The sequence below is a fragment of the Bacillus sp. TH17 genome, assembly GCF_016651125.1.
Taxonomy (GTDB): Bacteria; Bacillota; Bacilli; order Bacillales; family Bacillaceae_G; genus Bacillus_A; species Bacillus_A mycoides.
On sequence record NZ_JAEKEN010000001.1, the window covers coordinates 4,255,214 to 4,276,717 of the forward strand.

At 38.3% G+C, this 21,504-nt stretch carries 20 protein-coding genes; 3 read left to right on the plus strand and 17 right to left on the minus strand.

The window, feature by feature from the left end; genetic code table 11:
• Position 1 precedes the first annotated feature (1 nt).
• Entirely contained in the window at positions 2-754 is a 753-nt protein-coding gene (locus JFT95_RS21900) for an ABC transporter ATP-binding protein (protein WP_000393251.1), read from the plus strand.
• A complete protein-coding gene (locus JFT95_RS21905; protein WP_000144926.1) occupies positions 751-2,730 on the plus strand; it encodes an FtsX-like permease family protein in 1,980 nt (659 codons plus the stop codon). The genes JFT95_RS21900 and JFT95_RS21905 overlap by 4 nt, the downstream gene beginning before the upstream one ends.
• 53 nt (positions 2,731-2,783) lie before the next feature.
• Here JFT95_RS21905 and JFT95_RS21910 read toward each other — a convergent pair whose 3' ends face one another.
• From JFT95_RS21910 to JFT95_RS21990, 17 genes are all read right to left on the minus strand, one after another.
• Entirely contained in the window at positions 2,784-2,996 is a 213-nt protein-coding gene (locus JFT95_RS21910) for a YjcZ family sporulation protein (protein ID WP_002129632.1), read from the minus strand.
• Positions 2,997-3,175: 179 nt separating this feature from the next.
• Positions 3,176-4,501, minus strand: a complete 1,326-nt coding sequence (gene gntP / locus JFT95_RS21915; RefSeq protein WP_002129634.1) for a gluconate permease GntP — start codon at positions 4,499-4,501, stop codon at positions 3,176-3,178.
• A 65-nt stretch (positions 4,502-4,566) separates the two neighbouring features.
• Positions 4,567-5,292 (minus strand): GntR family transcriptional regulator, encoded by a 726-nt coding sequence (locus tag JFT95_RS21920; protein ID WP_002015828.1) that lies wholly within the window; start codon positions 5,290-5,292, stop codon positions 4,567-4,569.
• A complete protein-coding gene (locus JFT95_RS21925; RefSeq protein WP_201053258.1) occupies positions 5,292-6,308 on the minus strand; it encodes a sugar kinase in 1,017 nt (338 codons plus the stop codon). The genes JFT95_RS21920 and JFT95_RS21925 overlap by 1 nt, the downstream gene beginning before the upstream one ends.
• On the minus strand, positions 6,301-7,056 hold the full coding sequence (gene dagF / locus JFT95_RS21930) for a 2-dehydro-3-deoxy-phosphogluconate aldolase (protein WP_002191030.1): 756 nt from the start codon (positions 7,054-7,056) through the stop codon (positions 6,301-6,303). Before dagF ends, JFT95_RS21925 begins: the two co-directional genes overlap by 8 nt.
• Position 7,057: 1 nt before the next feature.
• Entirely contained in the window at positions 7,058-8,161 is a 1,104-nt protein-coding gene (locus JFT95_RS21935) for a DgaE family pyridoxal phosphate-dependent ammonia lyase (RefSeq protein ID WP_201053259.1), read from the minus strand.
• A complete protein-coding gene (locus JFT95_RS21940; RefSeq protein ID WP_016120965.1) occupies positions 8,139-9,239 on the minus strand; it encodes an amidohydrolase/deacetylase family metallohydrolase in 1,101 nt (366 codons plus the stop codon). Before JFT95_RS21940 ends, JFT95_RS21935 begins: the two co-directional genes overlap by 23 nt.
• Before the next feature lie 275 nt (positions 9,240-9,514).
• Positions 9,515-10,375: a M15 family metallopeptidase gene (locus JFT95_RS21945; protein WP_061688380.1), complete on the minus strand. Its 861-nt coding sequence runs from the start codon at positions 10,373-10,375 to the stop codon at positions 9,515-9,517.
• 82 nt (positions 10,376-10,457) lie between these two features.
• Positions 10,458-11,564: a HAMP domain-containing sensor histidine kinase gene (locus JFT95_RS21950; protein ID WP_002164874.1), complete on the minus strand. Its 1,107-nt coding sequence runs from the start codon at positions 11,562-11,564 to the stop codon at positions 10,458-10,460.
• Positions 11,557-12,255 carry a response regulator transcription factor gene (locus tag JFT95_RS21955; RefSeq protein WP_002015820.1) on the minus strand — a complete coding sequence of 233 codons (699 nt, stop codon included), beginning with the start codon at positions 12,253-12,255 and terminating at the stop codon, positions 11,557-11,559. The genes JFT95_RS21950 and JFT95_RS21955 overlap by 8 nt, the downstream gene beginning before the upstream one ends.
• 205 nt (positions 12,256-12,460) lie before the next feature.
• On the minus strand, positions 12,461-13,567 hold the full coding sequence (gene menC / locus JFT95_RS21960; protein ID WP_201053260.1) for an o-succinylbenzoate synthase: 1,107 nt from the start codon (positions 13,565-13,567) through the stop codon (positions 12,461-12,463).
• The gene (locus JFT95_RS21965) at positions 13,568-15,013 is read right to left on the minus strand and encodes an o-succinylbenzoate--CoA ligase (RefSeq protein WP_201053261.1); all 1,446 of its coding nucleotides are present in this window, start codon (positions 15,011-15,013) and stop codon (positions 13,568-13,570) included.
• Between the two features lie 212 nt (positions 15,014-15,225).
• Positions 15,226-15,384 carry a hypothetical protein gene (locus tag JFT95_RS21970; RefSeq protein WP_187770538.1) on the minus strand — a complete coding sequence of 53 codons (159 nt, stop codon included), beginning with the start codon at positions 15,382-15,384 and terminating at the stop codon, positions 15,226-15,228.
• 121 nt (positions 15,385-15,505) lie between these two features.
• The gene (gene menB, locus JFT95_RS21975; RefSeq protein ID WP_002089233.1) at positions 15,506-16,324 is read right to left on the minus strand and encodes a 1,4-dihydroxy-2-naphthoyl-CoA synthase; all 819 of its coding nucleotides are present in this window, start codon (positions 16,322-16,324) and stop codon (positions 15,506-15,508) included.
• Positions 16,325-16,392: 68 nt separating this feature from the next.
• Positions 16,393-17,205 carry a 2-succinyl-6-hydroxy-2,4-cyclohexadiene-1-carboxylate synthase gene (gene menH / locus JFT95_RS21980; RefSeq protein WP_201053263.1) on the minus strand — a complete coding sequence of 271 codons (813 nt, stop codon included), beginning with the start codon at positions 17,203-17,205 and terminating at the stop codon, positions 16,393-16,395.
• Positions 17,202-18,956 carry a 2-succinyl-5-enolpyruvyl-6-hydroxy-3-cyclohexene-1-carboxylic-acid synthase gene (gene menD / locus JFT95_RS21985; RefSeq protein ID WP_201053265.1) on the minus strand — a complete coding sequence of 585 codons (1,755 nt, stop codon included), beginning with the start codon at positions 18,954-18,956 and terminating at the stop codon, positions 17,202-17,204. Before menD ends, menH begins: the two co-directional genes overlap by 4 nt.
• Positions 18,953-20,347 (minus strand): isochorismate synthase, encoded by a 1,395-nt coding sequence (locus JFT95_RS21990; RefSeq protein ID WP_002191042.1) that lies wholly within the window; start codon positions 20,345-20,347, stop codon positions 18,953-18,955. The genes menD and JFT95_RS21990 overlap by 4 nt, the downstream gene beginning before the upstream one ends.
• 193 nt (positions 20,348-20,540) lie before the next feature.
• Between JFT95_RS21990 and JFT95_RS21995 the strand changes: the two genes are divergently transcribed.
• Positions 20,541-21,494 carry a 1,4-dihydroxy-2-naphthoate polyprenyltransferase gene (locus tag JFT95_RS21995; RefSeq protein ID WP_002015811.1) on the plus strand — a complete coding sequence of 318 codons (954 nt, stop codon included), beginning with the start codon at positions 20,541-20,543 and terminating at the stop codon, positions 21,492-21,494.
• The last annotated feature ends 10 nt before the right edge of the window (positions 21,495-21,504 follow it).

Here is a 21,504-nt window from a genome sequence, read left to right on the forward strand (position 1 = left end):
TATGGAAGAAGTATTACACATAAAAAACGTCTCAAAAGTGTATGAAGGAAAAGTCCCTCATACTGCTTTAAAAAATATAAATTTACATGTAGATAAAGGAGAATTTGTTGCTATCATGGGACCATCTGGTAGCGGTAAATCTACATTTTTAAACGTTATCTCTACAATTGACTCCCCTACTTCTGGTGATGTCGTGATTAATGGAAAAAAACCGCACACATTTCGTAGAGAGAAACTAGCTATTTTCCGCCGCCAAGAGTTAGGGTTTGTTTTCCAAAACTTTAACCTATTAGATACACTAACAATCGGTGAAAATATCGTACTGCCTTTAACTTTAGATAATGTTCCTTTAAAAGAAATGGACGAAAAGCTCGATAACATTTCAAAGAAACTTGGAATTGATCATATTTTGGACAAGCGTATTTTTGAAGTTTCTGGAGGACAAGCACAGCGTACCGCGGTAGCACGCGCTGTTATTCATCATCCGTCACTTCTACTTGCCGATGAACCGACAGGAAACTTAGATTCTAAAGCAGCAATTGATGTAATGGAGCTATTTACGAAATTAAATAAAGAAGAGGATGCCACAATTTTAATGGTTACTCATGATCCGTTTGCAGCAAGTTATTGTAACCGCGTTATTTTCATTAAAGATGGTGGGCTTTACAATGAATTACACCGCGGACTATATCGCGAGAAATTTTATCAAGAAATATTAGATGTTTTAGCATTATTAGGAGGAAGGCGTGGATGACGTTTTGGCAATTTGCATTTAAAAATGTCTCGCGTAATTCTAAAGCATATTTTGCTTATTTTGTAAGTAGTGCTTTTTCTATTATGGTTTTCTTTTCATTTACTGTATACGCGTATCATCCACGCTTACAAAATGTACAAAGCTTTCAAGAACGGGATCCTCTAATGAACTTAGCGAGTACAGCACAGCTTGTGATTGTTATGTTCTCGTTCTTCTTTCTCTTATATTCAATTGGAACATTTTTAAATGTACGGAAGCAGCAATTCGGGATACTCACGATTCTCGGTATCTCACAGAAACAATTAAAAAGACTGTTATTTACTGAAAACATGATAATCGGGATATTGTCCATCTTTATCGGTATACAAGGTGGCCTAGTGTTCTCTAATTTTTTCTTATTAGTCACTTCAAAATTAACAAGTGCGAAAGGTCTCTATTTATATTGGCCAACAGAAGCGATTATCGTGACAACCGTAACGTTTATCATTTTATTTTTAATCGTTTCTACATTTACACCTATGTTTATTCGGACTCGTAAAACAGTCCATCTTATTAAAGGTAACAAGAAAGTGACAGCCGAAAAAAGGCCGTCTATACTCATTTCGATATTTGCTTTAACTTGTTTAGGGTTATGTTATTATATTGCTGGTTATCCACAAGGCTACGTAACCGAAAAAAATGTGCAAAACGGATCTGTCTTCTTTATTATATTATCTATTTTGCCACTCGTAGTAGTCGGAACATATTTTTTCTTTTCACAAACATTTCTTCTTCTTATCTATATTTTAAAGAAACGTAGAAAGTTTTATTTGAAACAAATAAACATGTTATGGATTTCAGACTTAGTTGCTCGTACCCGTAGTAATATTAATGTACTCTTTATCGTTTCTATGCTATCTGCGCTTGCATTTACGATTATTATCGGACTATTTGCTGCGAATAATAATACAAAAGCGTCGATACTAGAGCGATATCCTATTCCCTTCACATACAAATTAGAAGGGGATCATTCCCTTGAACGAAAGCACGTTAATACTATTGAATCCGAACTTTCCAATGCTCATTTTCAATATAAAAAATATAAATTTACGCTTTTAAAAGATAATGCTTCAAAAGAAGAGATTGCAATTATGAAAATGAGTGATTATAACGAAATTGCTAAGCAGTTAAAGAGACCTACAATCACCCTTGATTCAAAAGAAGTTTACATTATTTCTGGCTATTCACCAGAGCTATTAAACCTTGTATCAAATCCATTTGTAAAACAAAATACAATTACGCTTGAATCCAATAAAAAGGAGTTTTATATAAAGGGATTTATTAACAAAGGAATAGCACCACCATTTGCATTAGCAAATTTAGTTATTATGCAAGATTATGCAATCGATACTATGATTCCTCATATTGAAACCATTACAGTTTATAACTACTTCGTGGATAATTGGGAAAATGCAATTATTCCAACGAAAAATATATTAAAAAGTATTAGTAATGACACCGAAAAATATTATGAGGCACATAAAGATGATAAGCATGCATCTCCCGTCCCTTTTAATATTTATACAGCTACTGATGAGTTACTCCATAATAAAGAAAATGCAGTTGCTCAATTCTTTATTTGGGCATTTCTTGGCTTTATCTTCTTTATCGGAGCGGCTAGCGTTTTATACTTCCGTATGTATAACGACTTAACGAATGAAAAACAGAAGTACATTACCATTACAAAACTGGGCTTAACTGAATCAGAAATGTTTCGCTCCGCAACGATTCAGTTAGGAATTTTATTTTTCGTTCCTTACATCGTTGCTGGTGTTCACACGTTATTTGCGGTTAAGTTTTTACAAAGCATGTTTTCTTTCTCGTTACTAAAAGAGTTACTGATTGTACTCACCTTTTTCGGGATTATCGAGATTATTTTCTTTTTCTTAATCCGCTCTCTGTACATTAATAAATTATCACAGCATATAAAAATATGAATAAAATAGCCTTGTGCATATTGCACAAGGCTATTTCCAATAGTTTTTAATAATTAGCAGTATCCACCATAGCCGCCGCCATATCCACCATAACCGCCGTAACCACAACCACCGCCGCCTCCGCCGAAGCAGCTAGCACCGATGATAATTAATAAAATAAACAATACGATTAGAAGCGCAAAACCGCCGCCGCAGCCACGTCTACGGTCGCAATCATCATGTCTGCGGTTACAATCATCATGTCTGTGTTCACACTTTTCGCTCATTACTCTATTCCTCCTTTAGTATCATTCATAACAAGTTCAACTTGCTCTAAATGAGGGGATTCCATTTATATTATGTTTTCAGGGCAAATCGGAAGCTTGGCACTCCTAAAAACGGGCTTGTTTCATGAAAAGAGCCCCAACACAAAAAGAGGATACCTTTAAATAGGCACCCCCTTCTTCTAAACAAACATATTAAGTAAAAGCGCAAAGCCGAATGCAATAAATGATAACAATGTCTCCATCACCGTCCACGTTTTAAACGTTTCTTTTACTGTCAAACCTAAATACTCTTTTACAAGCCAGAATCCTGCATCATTTACGTGAGAAAACATTAATGAACCTGCACCGGTTGCAATAACGAGTAATTCTAAATTTACACCCGACATGTGCTGAATAACCGGTGAAACAATTCCAGCTGCTGTCGTTAATGCTACAGTAGCTGAACCTGTTGCAATTCGGATTAATCCCGCTACCATGAACGCTAAGACGATTGGTGATAATGAAATATGTTCTGCCATTTGAGCGATGGCTGTTCCAACGCCGCTTTCAATTAATATTTGTTTAAATCCACCGCCTGCACCAATTATTAAAATAATGGAACCGACAGGTAGTAAACTTTCATCTGTTAATTTTTTAATCATCTTTTTATTAATTCCTTGCTTTATACCAAGCAAATAAAACGCTGCGAAACATGAAATAAGTAAAGCGATTACCGGACTTCCCACAAATACTAAAAATTCAGTTATTTTTTTCGGTAATGAAATATATGGTGCGACTACTGATAAAATCATTAAAACTACTGGCAGTAAAATAATAAAAAATGAAACTTTACGACTCGGTAAATCAGTTGATACTGTCGTAACTCGAACAAGCTCCGGTTCATTTTCAGGTATAACCCTCTTATGTACCCACTTTGCAAATACCGGTCCTGCGATAATTGCTGTTGGTAACGCGATAATTAATGAATACAATAGTACCTTTCCTAAATTCGCATTATAAATACCGATTGCTGTCATCGCACCTGGATGCGGCGGCACTAGCCCATGTACAATCGATAATCCAGCAATAACAGGTAACGCAATTAACAATATATTTTGTTTCGTTGTTTTTCGAATTGAAATAACAAGTGGTAATAAAATGACGATTCCCACTTCAAAAAACACTGGAATACCTATAACAAATCCGGCGAATAACATTGCCCAAGGTAATTTTTTCACCCCGAAGAATCGAATGAAGAAATCTGCTACTTGCATGCCAGCCCCTGAATCGGACATCATTTTCCCTAAAATTGTTCCGAGAGCCAAAATACCAACTAAATGCCCTAGTACACTACCAACACCAGTTTCATAGGCAGTAACAATTTTGGTCAAGTTCAACCCAGACATAATAGCTAAAAATAGACTAGCAACTGTTAGACTAATAAACGCATGCCATTTCCACCATGATACCCCTAAAATAACAATTGCGATCGCAATTAACGTGACGATTAATAAGTATATATCCATATCCCATTCCCCTTCGATATGAAATTTTTTTACAAAAAAAGAGGGAATTGGTCCCTCTTCACTTTTTACACATCATAATTTACAACGTAATGCTGCATTTCCGTATTGTAGTAGCCTTCACTATATTCAATTACTTCTCCAACTTCATCGTAAGAATAGCGCATACGTTTTAATAACGCTGTTCCCTCTTTTTCTCCTAACGCTTCTGCAACGAAATTAGGCGCAAATCCAACAGCGAATTCATCTCTGAAGTTTTCTAAATGTATACCACGGTCCTCGACTAGATCATAAAGCGATTGTAAGTCAAAGTCCGCTAAGTCTGTACTTGCCATTTGTGCTGAGAAATAGTGCGTATAATGAATGTACGGAGTATCATTTAAAGCATATAGACGCTCAATACGAAAACTCTCTTTACCAAACAAACGAAATGGTACTGTTCCTTCTTCATTATGAACCACTTCTGCCTTTAGCAATTTCTTTTGTACTTTATAGCCTTCTTCCACTAACACTTCTGTAAATTTCTTTCCCTTTGAAAGCTTTGTCGCAGAAGTATTTCGAATGACTTTCGTTCCTTTACCACTTTTCTTTTCTAAATATCCTTCTTGAACGAGTTCTTTAATTGCGTTTCGCACTGTAATTTTACTCACTTTGAACTCTTCTTCTAATTGTGGTTCAGAAGGAATATTTGTATGAATGGCATAAACACCATGTAATATTCGATCACGAATAATATTTTTAATTTGTAAATATAATGGACCTCTTTTTCTCGTTACGTTCACCGTTACACCCACTACCTTTCTACATCACCTACTGATGCCGTCATTGCCCGAAGTATATCTTTCTCTGATGACATTGGCGTATCACCGACGATTGTATGTGCAAGCATTCCAGCTGCTGACGCAAATGAAACAGCTTTCTCTGGTGCAAACTCTTCTATCTCGCCATGAATAATTCCGCTCGTATAAGCATCTCCAGCACCTATTCTATCATATACAGAAAACGTAAGTGTTTTGGCAAAAGTGAACGTCCCATCTTTACATATGAATCCGCGAAGTGAGTGTGTATTATCGCTATTAATAGAACGATGTGTCCCAGCAATTGTAGCAATATTATATATTTCAGCCACTTTTGGAATAAGATCAACAAGCTGTGCTTCTCGCTCTGTCTCTTCCGTTTTCATTCCAAGAACGAACATTGCATCTTTTTCGTTCATCATTACAATATCAGCTAGCCCTAACATTTCTTCATAATGCGGTTTCGCCTGTTTATATCCATCTTCTCCCCAAAGCGATGGACGATAATTGCAATCAAAGACAACAGTGCCTCCATTTTCTTTAACTGCCTTCGCCAAAGATTTCATATGATGGCGCACAGTATCATTCATCGCAAGGGTAATCCCGCAAAAATGAACGATATCAATTTCTTTTGCGATTTCTTCAAATTGGTACATCTCTTCACATGCCGTATTGAAACTACTTTCTAATCGGTTCGAATATGTAACGCGGCTTGCGCGTGCTCCAAATCCATTTTCTAAAAAGTACATACCAACATATTTACCGCCTCTTGAAATAAACGGTGCTTGAATGCCTAGTTTTTGAATGTGCGATACCGCCGCATCTCCAACCGAATTTTCCGGTAAAGTTGAAATAAGAAGCCCTTCATGCCCTAGATGAGAAAGTGCTGCTGCAACGTTCACACCTGTACCTGAAAATGAGTAATTTAATGAGTTTGCTTGCGATAGCAATTCATACCCTGGCACTTGCAGGCGCATCATAACTTCACCGAATGCTGCAATTTTCTTACGCATATTGATCAACTAACTTCTTCACGACCGCTAGTAATTCACGAACATCTTCTGTTTTCGTATTGCCAGTTTCTTTATCAATAATAGAAGAGTACACATGCGGGATAACTTGCTCTACGTTTGCTTCTAATGCAATACGTACAATTGTTTCAAAGTTTTCTTTATCAATTCCGCCCGTTGGCTCTAATGCAAATCCTTCTTCCGCACATGCTTTCGCAACAGCGCGATATTCTTCTTCATGCGCTAAACCTTTCATTGGGAAGTATTTCAATGAATTCCCGCCCATATCACGTACAAGTGCGATCGCTGTTTTAATTGGAACGATTGCTTTTTCTTCTCCAGCTGCACTAATTGGACCAGTAGAAATATTTACGTACCCTACTTTTCCTGTTGGTGATACTAAACTATTAATCCAGCTATCTTTGCCGCCAAGATTTGCGCGCGTCGCTCCTACTGAAGGGAACACTTGGTTAATATGACTACCAGGATAATGCTTCGCAATTTCAGCTACAACTGCCGCTTGGCGATTATCCCCTGCTCCTAGTCCGATTGATACAGCGTCATCAATTTCTTTTCCGTATGCTTTCATCGCTGTAACTGCTTCTTCTACTGTTGGATAATCTTTTGATAACACTCCAACAACTACATAACCTTCTGCCGCTTCAAAAATATCTTTCGCATTTCGGGTATTGTTCGCTAATACATTTAATGCTACGCGGCCTTTATAAAAACGTTTTTGAATGTTTGTCATTTTAGTTTCCCCCTACAATTTCTCTCATTTTTTCTTCAATTACATGTATGTCATCACCTTGAAGTGGACGTGGATCGATATCAAAGAATCCTTGTCTTACTCCGTAATCACGTGTGTAAATTGCGATTTCCCCTTCGCGTAACGCGGTCACAATATCTTTTGCAGTTTTATTTAATTCGTTCTCGTTAATATGAATACGCGCTCTAAAAATTGCTCTTCCAGCTTCATCTTGAACGATCGTTACATTTACACCGTTTAACTCTTTCAGCGGCATAAGTACTTGTAACAACTCTTTTTCTTGTTCGCTCTTATCTTCTTTTACTCCGTACTCATCAAGCGCTTGAAGTAAACCGAAAGTTGTTTCTTTCCCAACTTTCATACTTCTACCACTGCAATGTAATTGCACTTTCAGCCACTCGATATATTTTCGTTTCCCGCCGACAATACCAGAAGTAGGTCCTTCAATTGCCTTTGAACCGCTATAAATGGCTAGGTCTGAATACTTCACATATTTTTGAATATCTTCTTCTGCTGCTGCATCAACGATAAGTGGTACATTATTTCGCTGCGCTACTTCCCACGCTTCTTCAACAGAAATCATATTTTTTTGCACTGCATGATGCGATTTCACATAAAGAATAGCTGCTGTATTTTCGCCAATTGCATCTTCAATATGCTCCGCTTTCCCTTCATTTGCGTAACCTACTTCAACGAGCTTACCGCCGCCTAAATAAATCATCGTTTCAACAGGAGCACCGTATTGAACGTTATGACCTTTTAACATAATCACTTCGTTTTTCGCGATTACTTCTTGATGAAGTCTTTCACTTTTACGGCGATTTCCTTCTGTAACGATACCAGCGATAGAAAGCGCAATTCCGCTTGATGCTGAATTTACAACAACTGCTGCCTCTGAATCTAGAATTCTCGCAATATGGTCTCCCGCTTTATCTACTAAATCAGCAATTTCTACATAATTTTGTCCACCATGTTTCATCGCATCCATAACTGTATCTGTAGGAGCGGATACACCTAAAATACTCATTCTACCGCTCGCATTAATAACTCTTTTTAATCCGTACTTAGCATTCAATGAATGACCCATTGATTACAACCCCTTTCGTATCAATTCTTATTTCAGCAATGCGCTGATCCCCTTCTGAATCAATTAACGTAATCGGTTCATCTTTCACCGTAAATAAAGTTAAGTTTGCAATATCGCCTTCTTGAATACGACCAAGCTCTGGTTTTTTCAGCCACTCTGCCGCATTTTTCGTAACTGCATCAATTACTTCTTCTAGCGGATAACCTAAGTAAAGGAATTTCGAAAGAACGTTAGCCATACTGTAAACTGGACCGTGTATACGATTCTTCCGGTAAATATCTGTACTAATCGTATTAAGGGCAATGCCGTAACGCTTCGCTGCCTCTGCTACTTTAAAAGAAAAACTAGCATTACCATGCCCAACATCTAAATGAACACCGCGTTTCACTGCATCTAATAACACAGATATCGGTTTTCCTTCTTCATCAAATAAATTATTTTCTTTCCCGTTTAAGTAATGTGTAATGACATCATCTTTTTCTAAAAGAGGTACAACTTCCTCTATACGCGGAGGAGCTGAACCGATATGTACCATAATCGGTAATGATGTTTCACGAGATAAAGAACGCGCTACGTGCAGCGGTTCAATTCCGCTATCACAAACGACACTTTTACTCATTCTCGCTTTTAATCCAACGATTACATCTTTATACTTTTCTACTGCATCTATTACTTTCTCTTTATCTATCCATTCCATATTGGATAATTCATCAATTCGTTTCAAACCGATGCGAGAAATATTTAAAAAGGCAAATAAATTCGTTTTTGCCTGTTCTCTACTTTGTACTAAATCTGCGATACGATCAGCTCCGCAGCTTCCCGCATCAACAATTGTCGTTACCCCTTGCTTAACGCCAATTTCATCTACCTCATCGCCATACGGATCAAACTCTGGAAAAGCATGAACGTGCAAATCAATCCATCCACTCGATACGTAAGTACCTGAGTAATCAAGAACCTTTCCACCCTCGCCAGCACCAGCTTTCGTCACCTGTGCGATTTTATTATTTTCAACTACAATGTCAATCTCTTCCCCGTTCACACGCTTCACATTACGTAGCACGAATCGTTCTGTCATTGTATTTCCACCCTTTTCTATAAGAAGCCATAAGAATACGCTTACATTAAAATTTCATTTTATATCTCTTCCACATATTTAGAGTATCACGAAAAAAAATAAAAGTAAATATAACGTTATAATGTTTAATGGTAAATAAAAAACAATCCACAAAATGTTGATAGTACAGGAAATTATATCAATGATTCGACAAGGAATATCGATTTACCGACAAAAAACGGCAATCTATTTCTTATATGCCAAAAGACTGACCCAAAACGGACCAGCCTTTTTCTCTATTCTTGAACCGTCACAATAACCCCGTCCATATTGTTCCCCGAAATTTCATATTGCTTATTTACTGGAACATTCACGTTCATACGATCTGAAACTTTATAATAAGAAACCGTATATTTCTTACCTTCAACCTCAGTTGAAACTTCTTTTTCCTCTTTTAAGAAGTCCAAATATTCCTCTAACGTAATCTTCTTTTTTTGCATAATTGCGCTATGTGGTAAGCCGACATAACGTATGTGCCACGGCTCATATTGAATGCCCGTAATATCACTTTTATTTTTCGGATAACGTAAAACAAATCCGTGCTTCCATACGTTCTCTTCAATCCATTTTCCTTCAGGAGCTTTCTCCATTTTCTTTTGAGTAGACCCAACGTCGAGTGATAACCCTAAATTATGTTCACTATATCCTGCTGGAAGTGCATAATCCGATCCCATTTCTTTATATAATTTACTTTGTTCTTGAAAATCTCGGTAACCGCTACTCATTAAGAAATGCTGTACTCCATCTTTCCCAGCTGCATCGACAACGTTCAAAAACTTTTTTACAACACCCTCTGATAAGCGAAGATTTCTATCAAATATTACATAGCCTCTTACTAATTCACTATTGTGATTTACATTGACAATATCGGACCTAACACTATCTTTTTTAACCGGATAATCTTTATTAACTAATAATAGATCACCTTTATAAATTTGTTCCTCTGTAACCTCTATCTTTTCAGTGTTCGCGGCTTTTACTTTGTAATCTTTTTCTGCAATTTTAACATCGATCTCCTTTTGAAATACTGGTGATATATAAAAGCCTACACATGCTGTACATACTATAAAAAGAGAAATAAATACCCACTTTTTCATTTCTAGTTCCCCCTTAACGTGACTTACGTATAGAATAGAAAAAACTATTAAAATAAAAAGTGGGGTAAAGTTTAAATTTTTATTAAATTGCTTTGCTCTCTTCTTTTGGTAATCTCACTTCAAATATCGTTCTAATTACGTTACTTTCAGCAGAGATTGTCCCATCATGCTGTTCGATAATATTTTTTGCGATAAATAGCCCAAGGCCTGTTCCGCCCTGTTGCTCTGACCTCGCCTTATCACCTGTATAAAACATATCAAATAAATATGGTAAATCCTCTTCTGGAATGCTATCTCCGTAATTAATAATTTGTACAACTACCTCTTCATGATCAATATATCCGTTCACATCAACAAACTTTCCATCGTATCCATAGCGAATCGCATTCGTTAAAAGATTTTCAAATACTCGAGCTAACAATTTCCCGTCACCGTTAATAGGTAAATGCGAATCCATATTCAATCTCGCTTCTAAACCTTTTTTTTCTAATAACGGATATAATTCTTCATCTAACTGTATAAGTAATTCACTTATATCAATTGGTCTTTTTTCAATTTGCAACATGCCATAATTCATTCTCGTTATTTCAAATAATTCATCAATTAAGATTTCAAGCCTTTCGGATTTCGTAAAAGCAATTGTGGAAAAATGTTTAATTTGTTCCTTCGTCAAATTCTCATCTTTAAGAATTAAATCTAAATACCCTAAAACAGATGTTAGCGGCGTTCTTAAATCATGAGCTAAGTTGACAATAAGCTGATCTTTACTACTTTCCGCAAAGTCTCCTCGTTCAACCGCTTCTTTTAATTTTTCACTTGCTACATTAATTTCGCGTGCGATATATCCAAACTCATCATTTGATGAAACACGAACTTGATTTGAAAAATCTCCGTTCGCAAGATGATGAATCCCGTTCGAAATCTCATCAAAATATTTTAAATACGGTCTAGTAAGAAAGAAGAAAAACATAATGGACAGAGGAATAAATACAATTAAAAAGAAATTAATGTCCCCAATTTGTCTTACCATTGAACGAAATTGGGCTAAAGGATCCTCATAACGAACTGCTAATTTATAATAGAGACGTAGCCCCTCATAAATCAAATACGTTACGCCACCAGCTAATATCATACTTAACGCAAATAGCATAATCATCTTCGAGCGAAAGCTTCTCATCGTTTTAGCCATTGAAAGTATAACCTACCCCCCACACTGTTTTTATTAACTTATCCTTTCTTTTATCTTCCCCAAGCTTTTTTCGCAAAGTACGGATATGTACCATAACTGTATTTCCACTTTCGTAATACCCTTCAGCCCATACTTGCTGAAAAATATTTTCCACACTGTACACTTTCTTCGGATGACTTGCTAATACATATAAAATATCAAATTCTTTTGGTGTTAATTCAATTGGCTCTCCGTACACATTTACTGTTCTTCGCTCAGGATCAATAGCGACTCCGCCTATTTCTAAAGCAGATTTATTCTCCGCTACTTTCGGCTGATTTAACGTAAGAAATCTACGCAGTTGTGCATTTACACGTGCAACTAATTCAATCGGTGTAAAAGGTTTCGTCATATAATCATCTGCGCCTAATACAAGACCTGTCACTTTATCAAAATCAGATGTTTTCGCACTTAAGAAAATGATTGGCATGTGGTGCTTGCCGCGAATCTGCCTCGTCACTTCATATCCATCCATTTTCGGCATCATAATATCTAAAACCACTAAGTCAATTGGCTGCGTTTGAATAATATGCATGGCTTCTTCTCCATCAGCTGCTTTAACGACGTGGTAACCCTCTTTTTCTAAATGTATCTCAATTAAATCAGCAATTTCCGCTTCATCATCAGCTATTAAAATTGAAATGCGCTTCATTTTAGTCCCCCTACTTTATTCTGTTTTCATACGCTCGATTTTAAACTAGTCTATCCAATTTGTACACTAAGAAAAGGCTACCCGTAAGAGTAACCTTGATAAATGAAATTATATCGGCGATTTTTTAAATATATCGACTTACCGAAAATTAACGACAAAATCATCCCGCTATTTGCAGGTAGTCAGTACTAATAAAAGCTCCCATTCATCGCTCAAAAATAATCCGCTGCTTTGTTATTTCTTCCAACCTGCCTCGATCTACTTCATACTCACGTTCAATACTTTGCGGTACCCTTACTTTTCCGCCTTCAAGCATCACTTCCGGTGAAATAATATCCCTCTCCCAATGTCTACTAGAAGCAGATATATCTCCAGGAATCGTAAAGTTTGGCAATGAAGCGAGTGCAACATTTTGAGCTCGTGAAATCCCCATTTCTACCATGCCACCGCACCAAACTGGTATGTTATGCTCCATACAATAATTATGGATTTGAACGGACTCTGTTAATCCGCCCACTCGCCCTGGTTTAATATTAACGACGCGGCAACTGCCAAGCGTAATCGCAACACGTGCGTCTTCTAAACTATGGATGCTTTCATCTAAACAAATCGGTGTTTCAATTTTCTTTTGCAACTGTGCATGATCAAGAAAATCATAATCCGCTAACGGTTGTTCAATCATCATAAGCCTAAATTCATCTAGTCGTTTCAACTTCTCCGTATCCGCTAATGTATAAGCTGAATTTGCATCAGCCATTAACGGGATATTCGGAAACTCTTTACGAATTTCTTTCAGTAATTCGTAATCATGTTCTGGCTTTATTTTCACTTTAAAGCGCTCGTATCCTTCTTCCGCGTACTTCTCGATTTGTTTTAGCATAACCGGAATCGTATTGATCCCAATCACAACGCCGACTTCAATTTCAGACCTATTTCCGCCAAGCAATATCGCTAACGACTGCTTTTGACGATTCGCATATAAATCCCAAACAGCACCTTCAATTCCGGCCTTTGCCATTCGGTTTCTCTTTATATGTTGGAACAAAGACGGTACTTCATTCGGATGAGAGATTTCAGCTTTCAATAAATCTGGTAATAAAAAATCCTGAAGTACATGCAGCGCTGTCTTCACCGTTTCTTCCGTATACCACGGTTCAGAAAATGCAACGACTTCACCAAAACCAATGTATCCATCTGTATCTTCTAATTCAATGACGATACTTTCACGCTTTTCATAAGTCCCGTAACTTGCCGCAAACGGGATAATGAGCGGCATTTCCGTTATATAAAGTGTCGCTTTTTTTATTTCCACCTACATCTCCTCCACTAATTGTCTTAACTCTCGTCTTAACAATTTCTTCGAAGCATTTCGTGGTAATTCCTCTAAGAAACATGCTTTCTTCGGCACTTTATATTTCGCTAATTTCTCTTCGCAAAAACGAAGAATTTCTTCTTCTGTTACGTCTCCACTTTTTACAACAAAAGCAGCTGGTACTTGTCCCCAACTTTCGTCAGCCATACCGACAACACCCGCTTCTACTACCGCCGGATGAGAGAGCAATATTTCTTCAATTTGAGCTGGATATATATTTTCTCCGCCAGAAATAATTAAATCACTGCGTCGATCTAATACGTATAAAAATCCTTCCTCATCTAAATAACCGAGGTCACCAGTATGAAGCCATCCATTTCTGATCGCCTCATGCGTCGCATCTTCACGGTTAAAGTAGCCACCTGTTACGTTCGGTCCTTTTACTACAATTTCTCCTTCAGCACGGGGCGGCACAACTACGCCGTCTTTTTCAATACGAAGCTGACACTGAAATAGTGGTTTTCCGGCTGATCCTACTTTCGTTAACATGTAATCTGCTGTTAACGTACAAATTTGCGATGATGTTTCTGTCATACCGTACGTTTGATACACAGGAATTCCTTTTTCCACACATGTTTCTAATAACGGCTTCGGTGCTGGTCCTCCCCCAAGTAACATGCATCGTAAAGAAGATGGATATGTACCTTCGCCAAGTCGTTCTAATAAATCTGTTAGCATTTTAGAAACGACAGAAATAATCGTAACGCCTCTCGTTTGAAGTGCTTTATGAATAAAATTAGCATCATATTTTGGAACGAGTAAAATGCGCATACCGTACATAATATTTTTCATTAAAAGAGATAACCCGCCAACGTGGAACATTGGCATACAAGCTAACCAACAATCATCATCACGAAGCCCTAAATTAAGCGAAGAACCGACTGCACTTGCCCAGTGGTTACCGTACGTTAAAACAACGCCTTTCGGTTTCCCTGTCGTCCCTGACGTATAAATAATTGTCATCGCTTCTTCTAAAGAGAATTCTTCTTGTATAAATGCTTCCGCCTTCGGTCCTTGCATCACTTCAGCAAATGAACATACTGGAACATTTTCCGTCTCAAACTCTTGATCCGTCACTAAACAAACAACTTCCGCATCATCCATTTGCCAAAGTAGCTCTTCTCTTGAAAGACGCGTATTTAAAAGCACAGCTACTGCACCTATGTAAGATAGGGCGTGAATAACTGTAATCATCTCCATACCATTTTTCATCAGAACAGCCACCTTTTGCGCCCGCTTCACTCCTACATGTGAAAGGTGTTCACAAACAGATACTACTTTTTCATGCAGCTGCACGAAAGTAACCTTCTCCTCTTCAATTTCAATTGCAGTGCGATCAGGTGTTAAAAATGCACGTTGCATTAACCAATTCGGCATCGTCTCCATCACTCATTCTCCTTTCATGAAAGAAAGAGACCTGATATGACATCAAGTCTCTTAGTTGTTTTGTTTCCGGTGTGATCTTTTGGTTGCGTCTCACATTGTGTGCGAGCTGCTTCCGCTTTTCATCACATCCAGCTGCGCCTCCTAGCCCCTTCCGTCTAAGAACCTTCCGCACGAGAAAGTAAAAAACACTTTCTGTGCGAAAGAACCTTAGCCTACGGGGATAAACAGTCGGCTCCGCTTTTAAAACATCCAGCTACAGCAGCTAGAACAGTCGGTCGTTTCACGCCTTCCTGCGAGGCAAAAAGCGCCTCTTTTTCAGGAGTTCCAACGCCCTCTTGTTCTGAACGAGCTGCTTCCGCTTTTGGTTTCATCCAGCTACAGCGGCTAGAATGTTCGGTGGCTTCACTTCTTCCTACGAGGCAAAAAGCGCCTCTCTGTCAGAAGCTCCATCCCCCTCACATTCTAAGCGAGCCGCTTCCGCTTTTGGTTTGATCACGGGAAACGAGGGAATTGACCGAAGTCCGGAGTGCGTTTTTCTTTGAACGCGTCGCGGCCTTCTTTTGCTTCGTCAGTTGTGTAGTACAATAACGTTGCGTCTCCAGCTAGTTGTTGAATACCAGCTAAACCGTCTGTGTCTGCGTTGAATGCAGCTTTTAGGAAACGAAGTGCCATTGGGCTGTTTGCTAAAATTTCTTGTGACCATTGTACTGTTTCTGCTTCAAGTTCTTCTAATGGTACTACTGTGTTTACTAAGCCCATATCAAGTGCTTCTTGTGCACTATATTGACGGCATAGGTACCAAATTTCACGAGCTTTCTTATGGCCTACCATACGAGCTAAATAACCAGCTCCGTATCCACCGTCAAAGCTTCCTACTTTAGGACCTGTTTGTCCGAATACAGCGTTGTCTGCAGCGATTGTTAAGTCACATACGATATGAAGTACGTGTCCACCACCGATTGCATAACCTGCTACCATTGCGATAACCGGTTTAGGGATTGCGCGAATTAGACGTTGTAAGTCTAATACGTTTAAACGTGGGATTTGGTCGTCACCTACATAGCCACCATGACCGCGAACTTTTTGGTCGCCGCCAGAACAGAATGCACGTCCACCTTCACCTGTTAAAATGATAACGCCAACATTTGCATCATCACGAGCGTGTGCAAAAGCATTGATTAACTCCATTACCGTTTTAGGACGGAATGCATTATGTACTTCAGGGCGGTTAATCGAAATCTTTGCGATGCCATTGTATGTTGAATAAATAATATCTTCGTAATTGCCTTCTTTTACCCATTCAATAGTCATTACTATTACCTCCTTTTATATTTCTGATCTCCGCTATAAGTGCAACTTCCTTCTTGCTGAAAAAAGTATCACTGCATAGTTTTTAGAAATCCCTTTACTATTGTATCAAACTTTTCCGGTTGTTCCACATGAATTGCATGGCCAGCCCCATCAATTTTGACAAATTTCGCATGAGGGATGCATTTTTCGATGTTTTTTAATAGGCGAAAGAACTTTTCATCGCTTTCTCCATTCAGTAAAAGGACAGGCATTTTTAGGTTTTGCAATTCGTTCCACCATGAAGGTTGAGCCCCTGTTCCCATGCCGCGAAGACTATTTGCAATTCCTTTTGGATTATTAGCAAGTCGTTCTTTTCGCACCGCTTCTTTTACGTTTTGCACTAAACGTTTTTGCGTTTCAAATAGCGGAATATTTTCCCACATCGATACAAAACTTCGGATGCCTTCTTGCTCAATTTTATCGGCAAGTCGTTCATCTTTTTCCTTGCGTTCTTTTCGCTCCTTTGCACTCTCAAGTCCAGCTGTACAGTTTTCTAAAAGAAGCGAACGCACATATTCTGGATATAAGCATGCCATCGTAATCGCAAGTCTACCACCCATTGAATAGCCAAGTATGTGCGCATTTTCAATATGAAGATGATCCAGTAGTTCTTTCATTTGCAGTGCCACATTTTGAATATCATAATGCATCACATCTTCAGGACTTTCCGTTTTCCCGTGTCCAACAATGTCTACTAGAATGACTTGAAACTGCTCGCTCCAAGAAGGAATAAAGGAACCCCACGTTTCCATGCTTCCCGTAAAACCATGAAGAAGTAGAAGTGGTTCCCCGCTTCCGGCTACTTCATATTCATACGATACACCTTGCAATGTTACTTTCATTTTGATTCACCTTGCAAAGATGTAGTAATAACGTCCATTGTTTTTGCCCATAGTTCACGATGTAATTTCAAGTTTTCTTCGCGATTCGTACAAATTTCCACGACGTGTAATCCATTCGTTTTCGTTCCAGTTTGTACTTCTTCTCGGAAGTTTTCCCAACCATTTACACGGCTAAATGAACCACCATACATTTTGACAACATGTTCATAATCAAGCCCAATTGGTGTTCCAAATAATGATTCGAAATGTTCCTTTTTCTCGTATTGTGGTAAGAATGAGAAAATACCTCCACCATCATTATTTACAACAACAATCGTTATATTTAACTCATGTAGTTTCGCGGCTAATAGTCCGTTTAAATCGTGATAAAATGATAAATCACCGATTACTAATACGAGCGGCTCACAAATAATACTCGCTCCTAAAGCTGTTGAAATGATTCCATCAATACCATTTACACCGCGGTTCGCCATTACTTGAATGTTTTTATCCGATGTGAAGAAAAATGAATCGGTATCGCGAATTGGCATACTATTACTCGCAAATAACGTTGCCCCTTCTGGTAATACACGTACAATATCCGTAATTACTTTTCCTTCAAATGCCGTTTCATATGTTTCCATCTCACGAAGCGTTTCTCTCGTTTTCTCGTTTATTTGTTTCCACATTCCGAACCAATCATTCTTTTTCATAACTGGCATTTTCTCTAGTAATGCTCTGCAAAATTCACTGTCACTAGCTTGTACAACTTCTGTCGCAACTAGAGCTGGATCTCTCCATTGTCCAGATTCATCGACAACGATATGAACAGCTTTCGTTTGTTTTTTGATGAACTGCGTTAATGCTTTAGAGACAGGCATTCCTCCGAAACGAATTAAAACATTCGGCTTCCACGTTTCTTTTAACAATTCATTTCGTAAAAATGTATCGTAACAATCTATAACCATCGTTTTATCATGATTACCACTACGGAGGTTAGAAAGTGGATCTGCTAAAATTGGATACCCTGTTTTCTCAGCTACTTTCATAACAACTTCTGTTATTTCTGGATGACTGCCGTCTCCACAAATAATAAGCCCCTTTTCCATATGTGAAAGGCGCCCTACAAGAGAATCTACATATTCACTCGGCATCGTCACGTTCCCTTGCTGAACTACTCCTGTATATTCACCACGCCCTTTATCCCATAAACTTTCTAATGAGAAATCCGGTATAAGCGGCTCGCGAACTGGAAAATTAAGATGAACAGGTCCTTGCGGGGCTAGAAGTGCACTTGCTATCGTACGCTGCGTTGTCATTCGAGCGTAATGATACATTGCTTCACTCGCTTCAGGAAGTGCCATCTCTGTAAATTGCTTCACAAAAGTACCGTATAAATTAAATTGATTCATCGCCTGTGGTGCACCCACATCTCTTAATTCATGCGGTCTATCCGCTGTTAATACGATAAGCGGCACTCGTGAATGAAACGCTTCACATACAGCTGGATAATAGTTCGCTGCTGCCGTCCCTGACGTACATAATAGCGCAACAGGACGTTTTTTTGCTTTCGCAATTCCGAGCGCAAAAAATCCTGCTGATCTTTCGTCTACATGTAAATATGTTTTCATTCCTTCATGTTGTTCCATTAGTAAGGCAATCGGCGTTGACCGTGAGCCCGGACTAATGACAACATCACATACATTTAGACGCGTCAGTTCGTCCACGAACGCGCCTAAATAATATGATAATGCTTCTATATGATTGTTCATTTCATTAATTCCTCCAAAGCACCAAGCATCGGTCTAAACTTCAAACTTGTTTCTTCATATTCAAGCTGCGCTACTGAATCAATTACGATACCACAGCCGGCAAACAAGGATGCCTTCTCGCCATTTAATAATCCGCAGCGAAGTGCAACCGCAAATTCACCATTTCCTTCATCATCTATAAAGCCAATTGGTGCACCATATAATCCTCTATCTAAAAGCTCTACATCACGAATTAATTTCAACGCCTCATGACGAGGTGTACCACCAAGAGCTGGTGTTGGATGTAATTCTTCTACCATCGTTAAAAGACTTGCATCACCTTTTGCTTCTACTGGCGTATATAAATGGATTAAATTTTTCGTCGTTAATAAGCCTGGGCTCTCCGGAATATTAACAGATTCGCAATGCTCACTTAGCACACCTCGAATCATGTTAACTACATAACCGTGTTCAGCCAAATTCTTTTCATCATGAAGAAGCGTCTCACCATTTTGTTTACTTTCTTCTATAGAATTGCCATGACCAATTGAACCAGCAAGGCACATCGATGTGAACTTCTCGCCTTCTTTTCGAATCAATCGCTCAGGTGTCGCCCCTAAGAAGCATGCTCCTTTATAATCAAAAGAAAATACGTAACAATCCGGTTGCCCAATGCGAAGCGCTTCTAAAACAAGAACGGAATCAATATGCTGATCCATCGTTAATTTTAGCTCCCTTGCTAATACAACCTTCTGCACGTTCCCTTGCTTCATTTCATCTTGCACTTTTCCAATCGCGTTCATCCAGCCACTCGGATCAACTTCTACTTTAGAAGTAACTGTTAATTTTGATCCTACTAGTGCACATTTACTCTCTTGTAAAATTCTCTCTTCTACAGAAATAATTTCGTTATAAAGAGTTTCTGCACAATCTTCAGCTGAAACGAACTGATTAATCGTTAACCACGCCTTTTCATTTTTTACAGTTAATAAAAATGCTGGTAGTGAAAATGTGGTATCATCAAATTCTTTCCAAAGATTCGTTTTTTCTTTTTCTTGGTCAAATGAAAATCCACCAAATAAAAGAGGACCTGTTCCAAATTCGTATCCTTCTCTTTGTACAAATGCTTTCTCTTTTACTTTATCCCACTCGTCACGAGCAGTTTGAAAGCGTTTGTGAGAAGAATTTGCTATAGTGAAAACAGAGCCAATTCCAGCAAATATTACATGCTGAGCTGGGTCTGCAAAATAACATCTATTTTCGAATGCGATCCTTTTTCCTGCTGCATAAAACAGAAGTGGATCCACCCAATCTATTTGTTTTACAAAACTAACTAATGTTTTTTCATCAGTCGTACGCTTAATAGCTGTAACAAGAACTTCTTGTAAGCCTTTTCGTTTCGTTTGAATCACAATTGTCTCCCCCCTATGGGCGAAAAATAGTCATAATTACGCTTGATTTTAAGATACACCTCAAAGGAAAGGCCTGTCAACGTTTAGCATTTCTGAGAAATTCACCTTCTCTTCCTAGAAAATAAACGTTGACACTAAATGATGCTTTTTCTACACTTAATTGTGTACAATATGTGACCAAGGAGGATTCAACATGGAAATGAACGTCGAAACGAATTCCTCTCCTACGGCGCCAAAGCCAAGTAAACAAACAGGCTGGCGAATTTGGTGGAGTTTATTACGTCCCCATACATTAACAGCAGCTTTCGTTCCTGTTTTCATCGGAACAGCTTTTGCAATGCAGGTCGGAGGTATAAATCAAATACATCTTCCTCTTTTCTTTATGATGCTTCTTGCTTGCCTTCTCATTCAAGCAGCAACGAACATGTTTAATGAATACTTTGATTATAAAAGAGGACTCGATCATGAAGGTTCAGTTGGAATCGGAGGTGCTATCGTCCGCGATGGCATTAAACCAAAAACCGTGCTTAACTTAGCATTCGGATTTTTAGGCATCGCAACGCTATTAGGTGTTTATATTTGTATGAACTCTAGCTGGTGGCTTGCTGCAATCGGTCTTGTTTGTATGGCCGTTGCTTACCTTTACACTGGTGGCCCTATTCCAATTGCGTACACACCATTTGGAGAGCTAACAGCAGGATTATTTATGGGTGTCATTATTATTGGTATTTCATTCTTTATCCAAACAGGCGCAGTAACATCAGAAGTGATTTTATTATCTATTCCAAGCTCCATTTTAATTGGTGCAATTTTACTATCTAACAATATTCGTGATTTAGATGGTGATAAAGAAAATGGTCGTAAAACGTTAGCAATTCTCGTCGGACGCGAAAGAGCCGTTGGTGTACTTGCTTCTATGTTTATCGTTGCCTACATTTGGACAATCGCTTTAATCATCGTTAACATCGTATCACCATGGATGCTTATCGTATTCTTAAGTGTACCGAAAGCATTTAAAGCGACGAAAGGCTTTATCGGCAAAAGCATTCCAATGGAAATGGTACCTGCGATGATTTCAACAGCAAAAACAAATACAATTTTCGGTCTCCTAATGGGAATCGGATTATTGCTTGGATACTTCCTATAGAAAGGAGCTG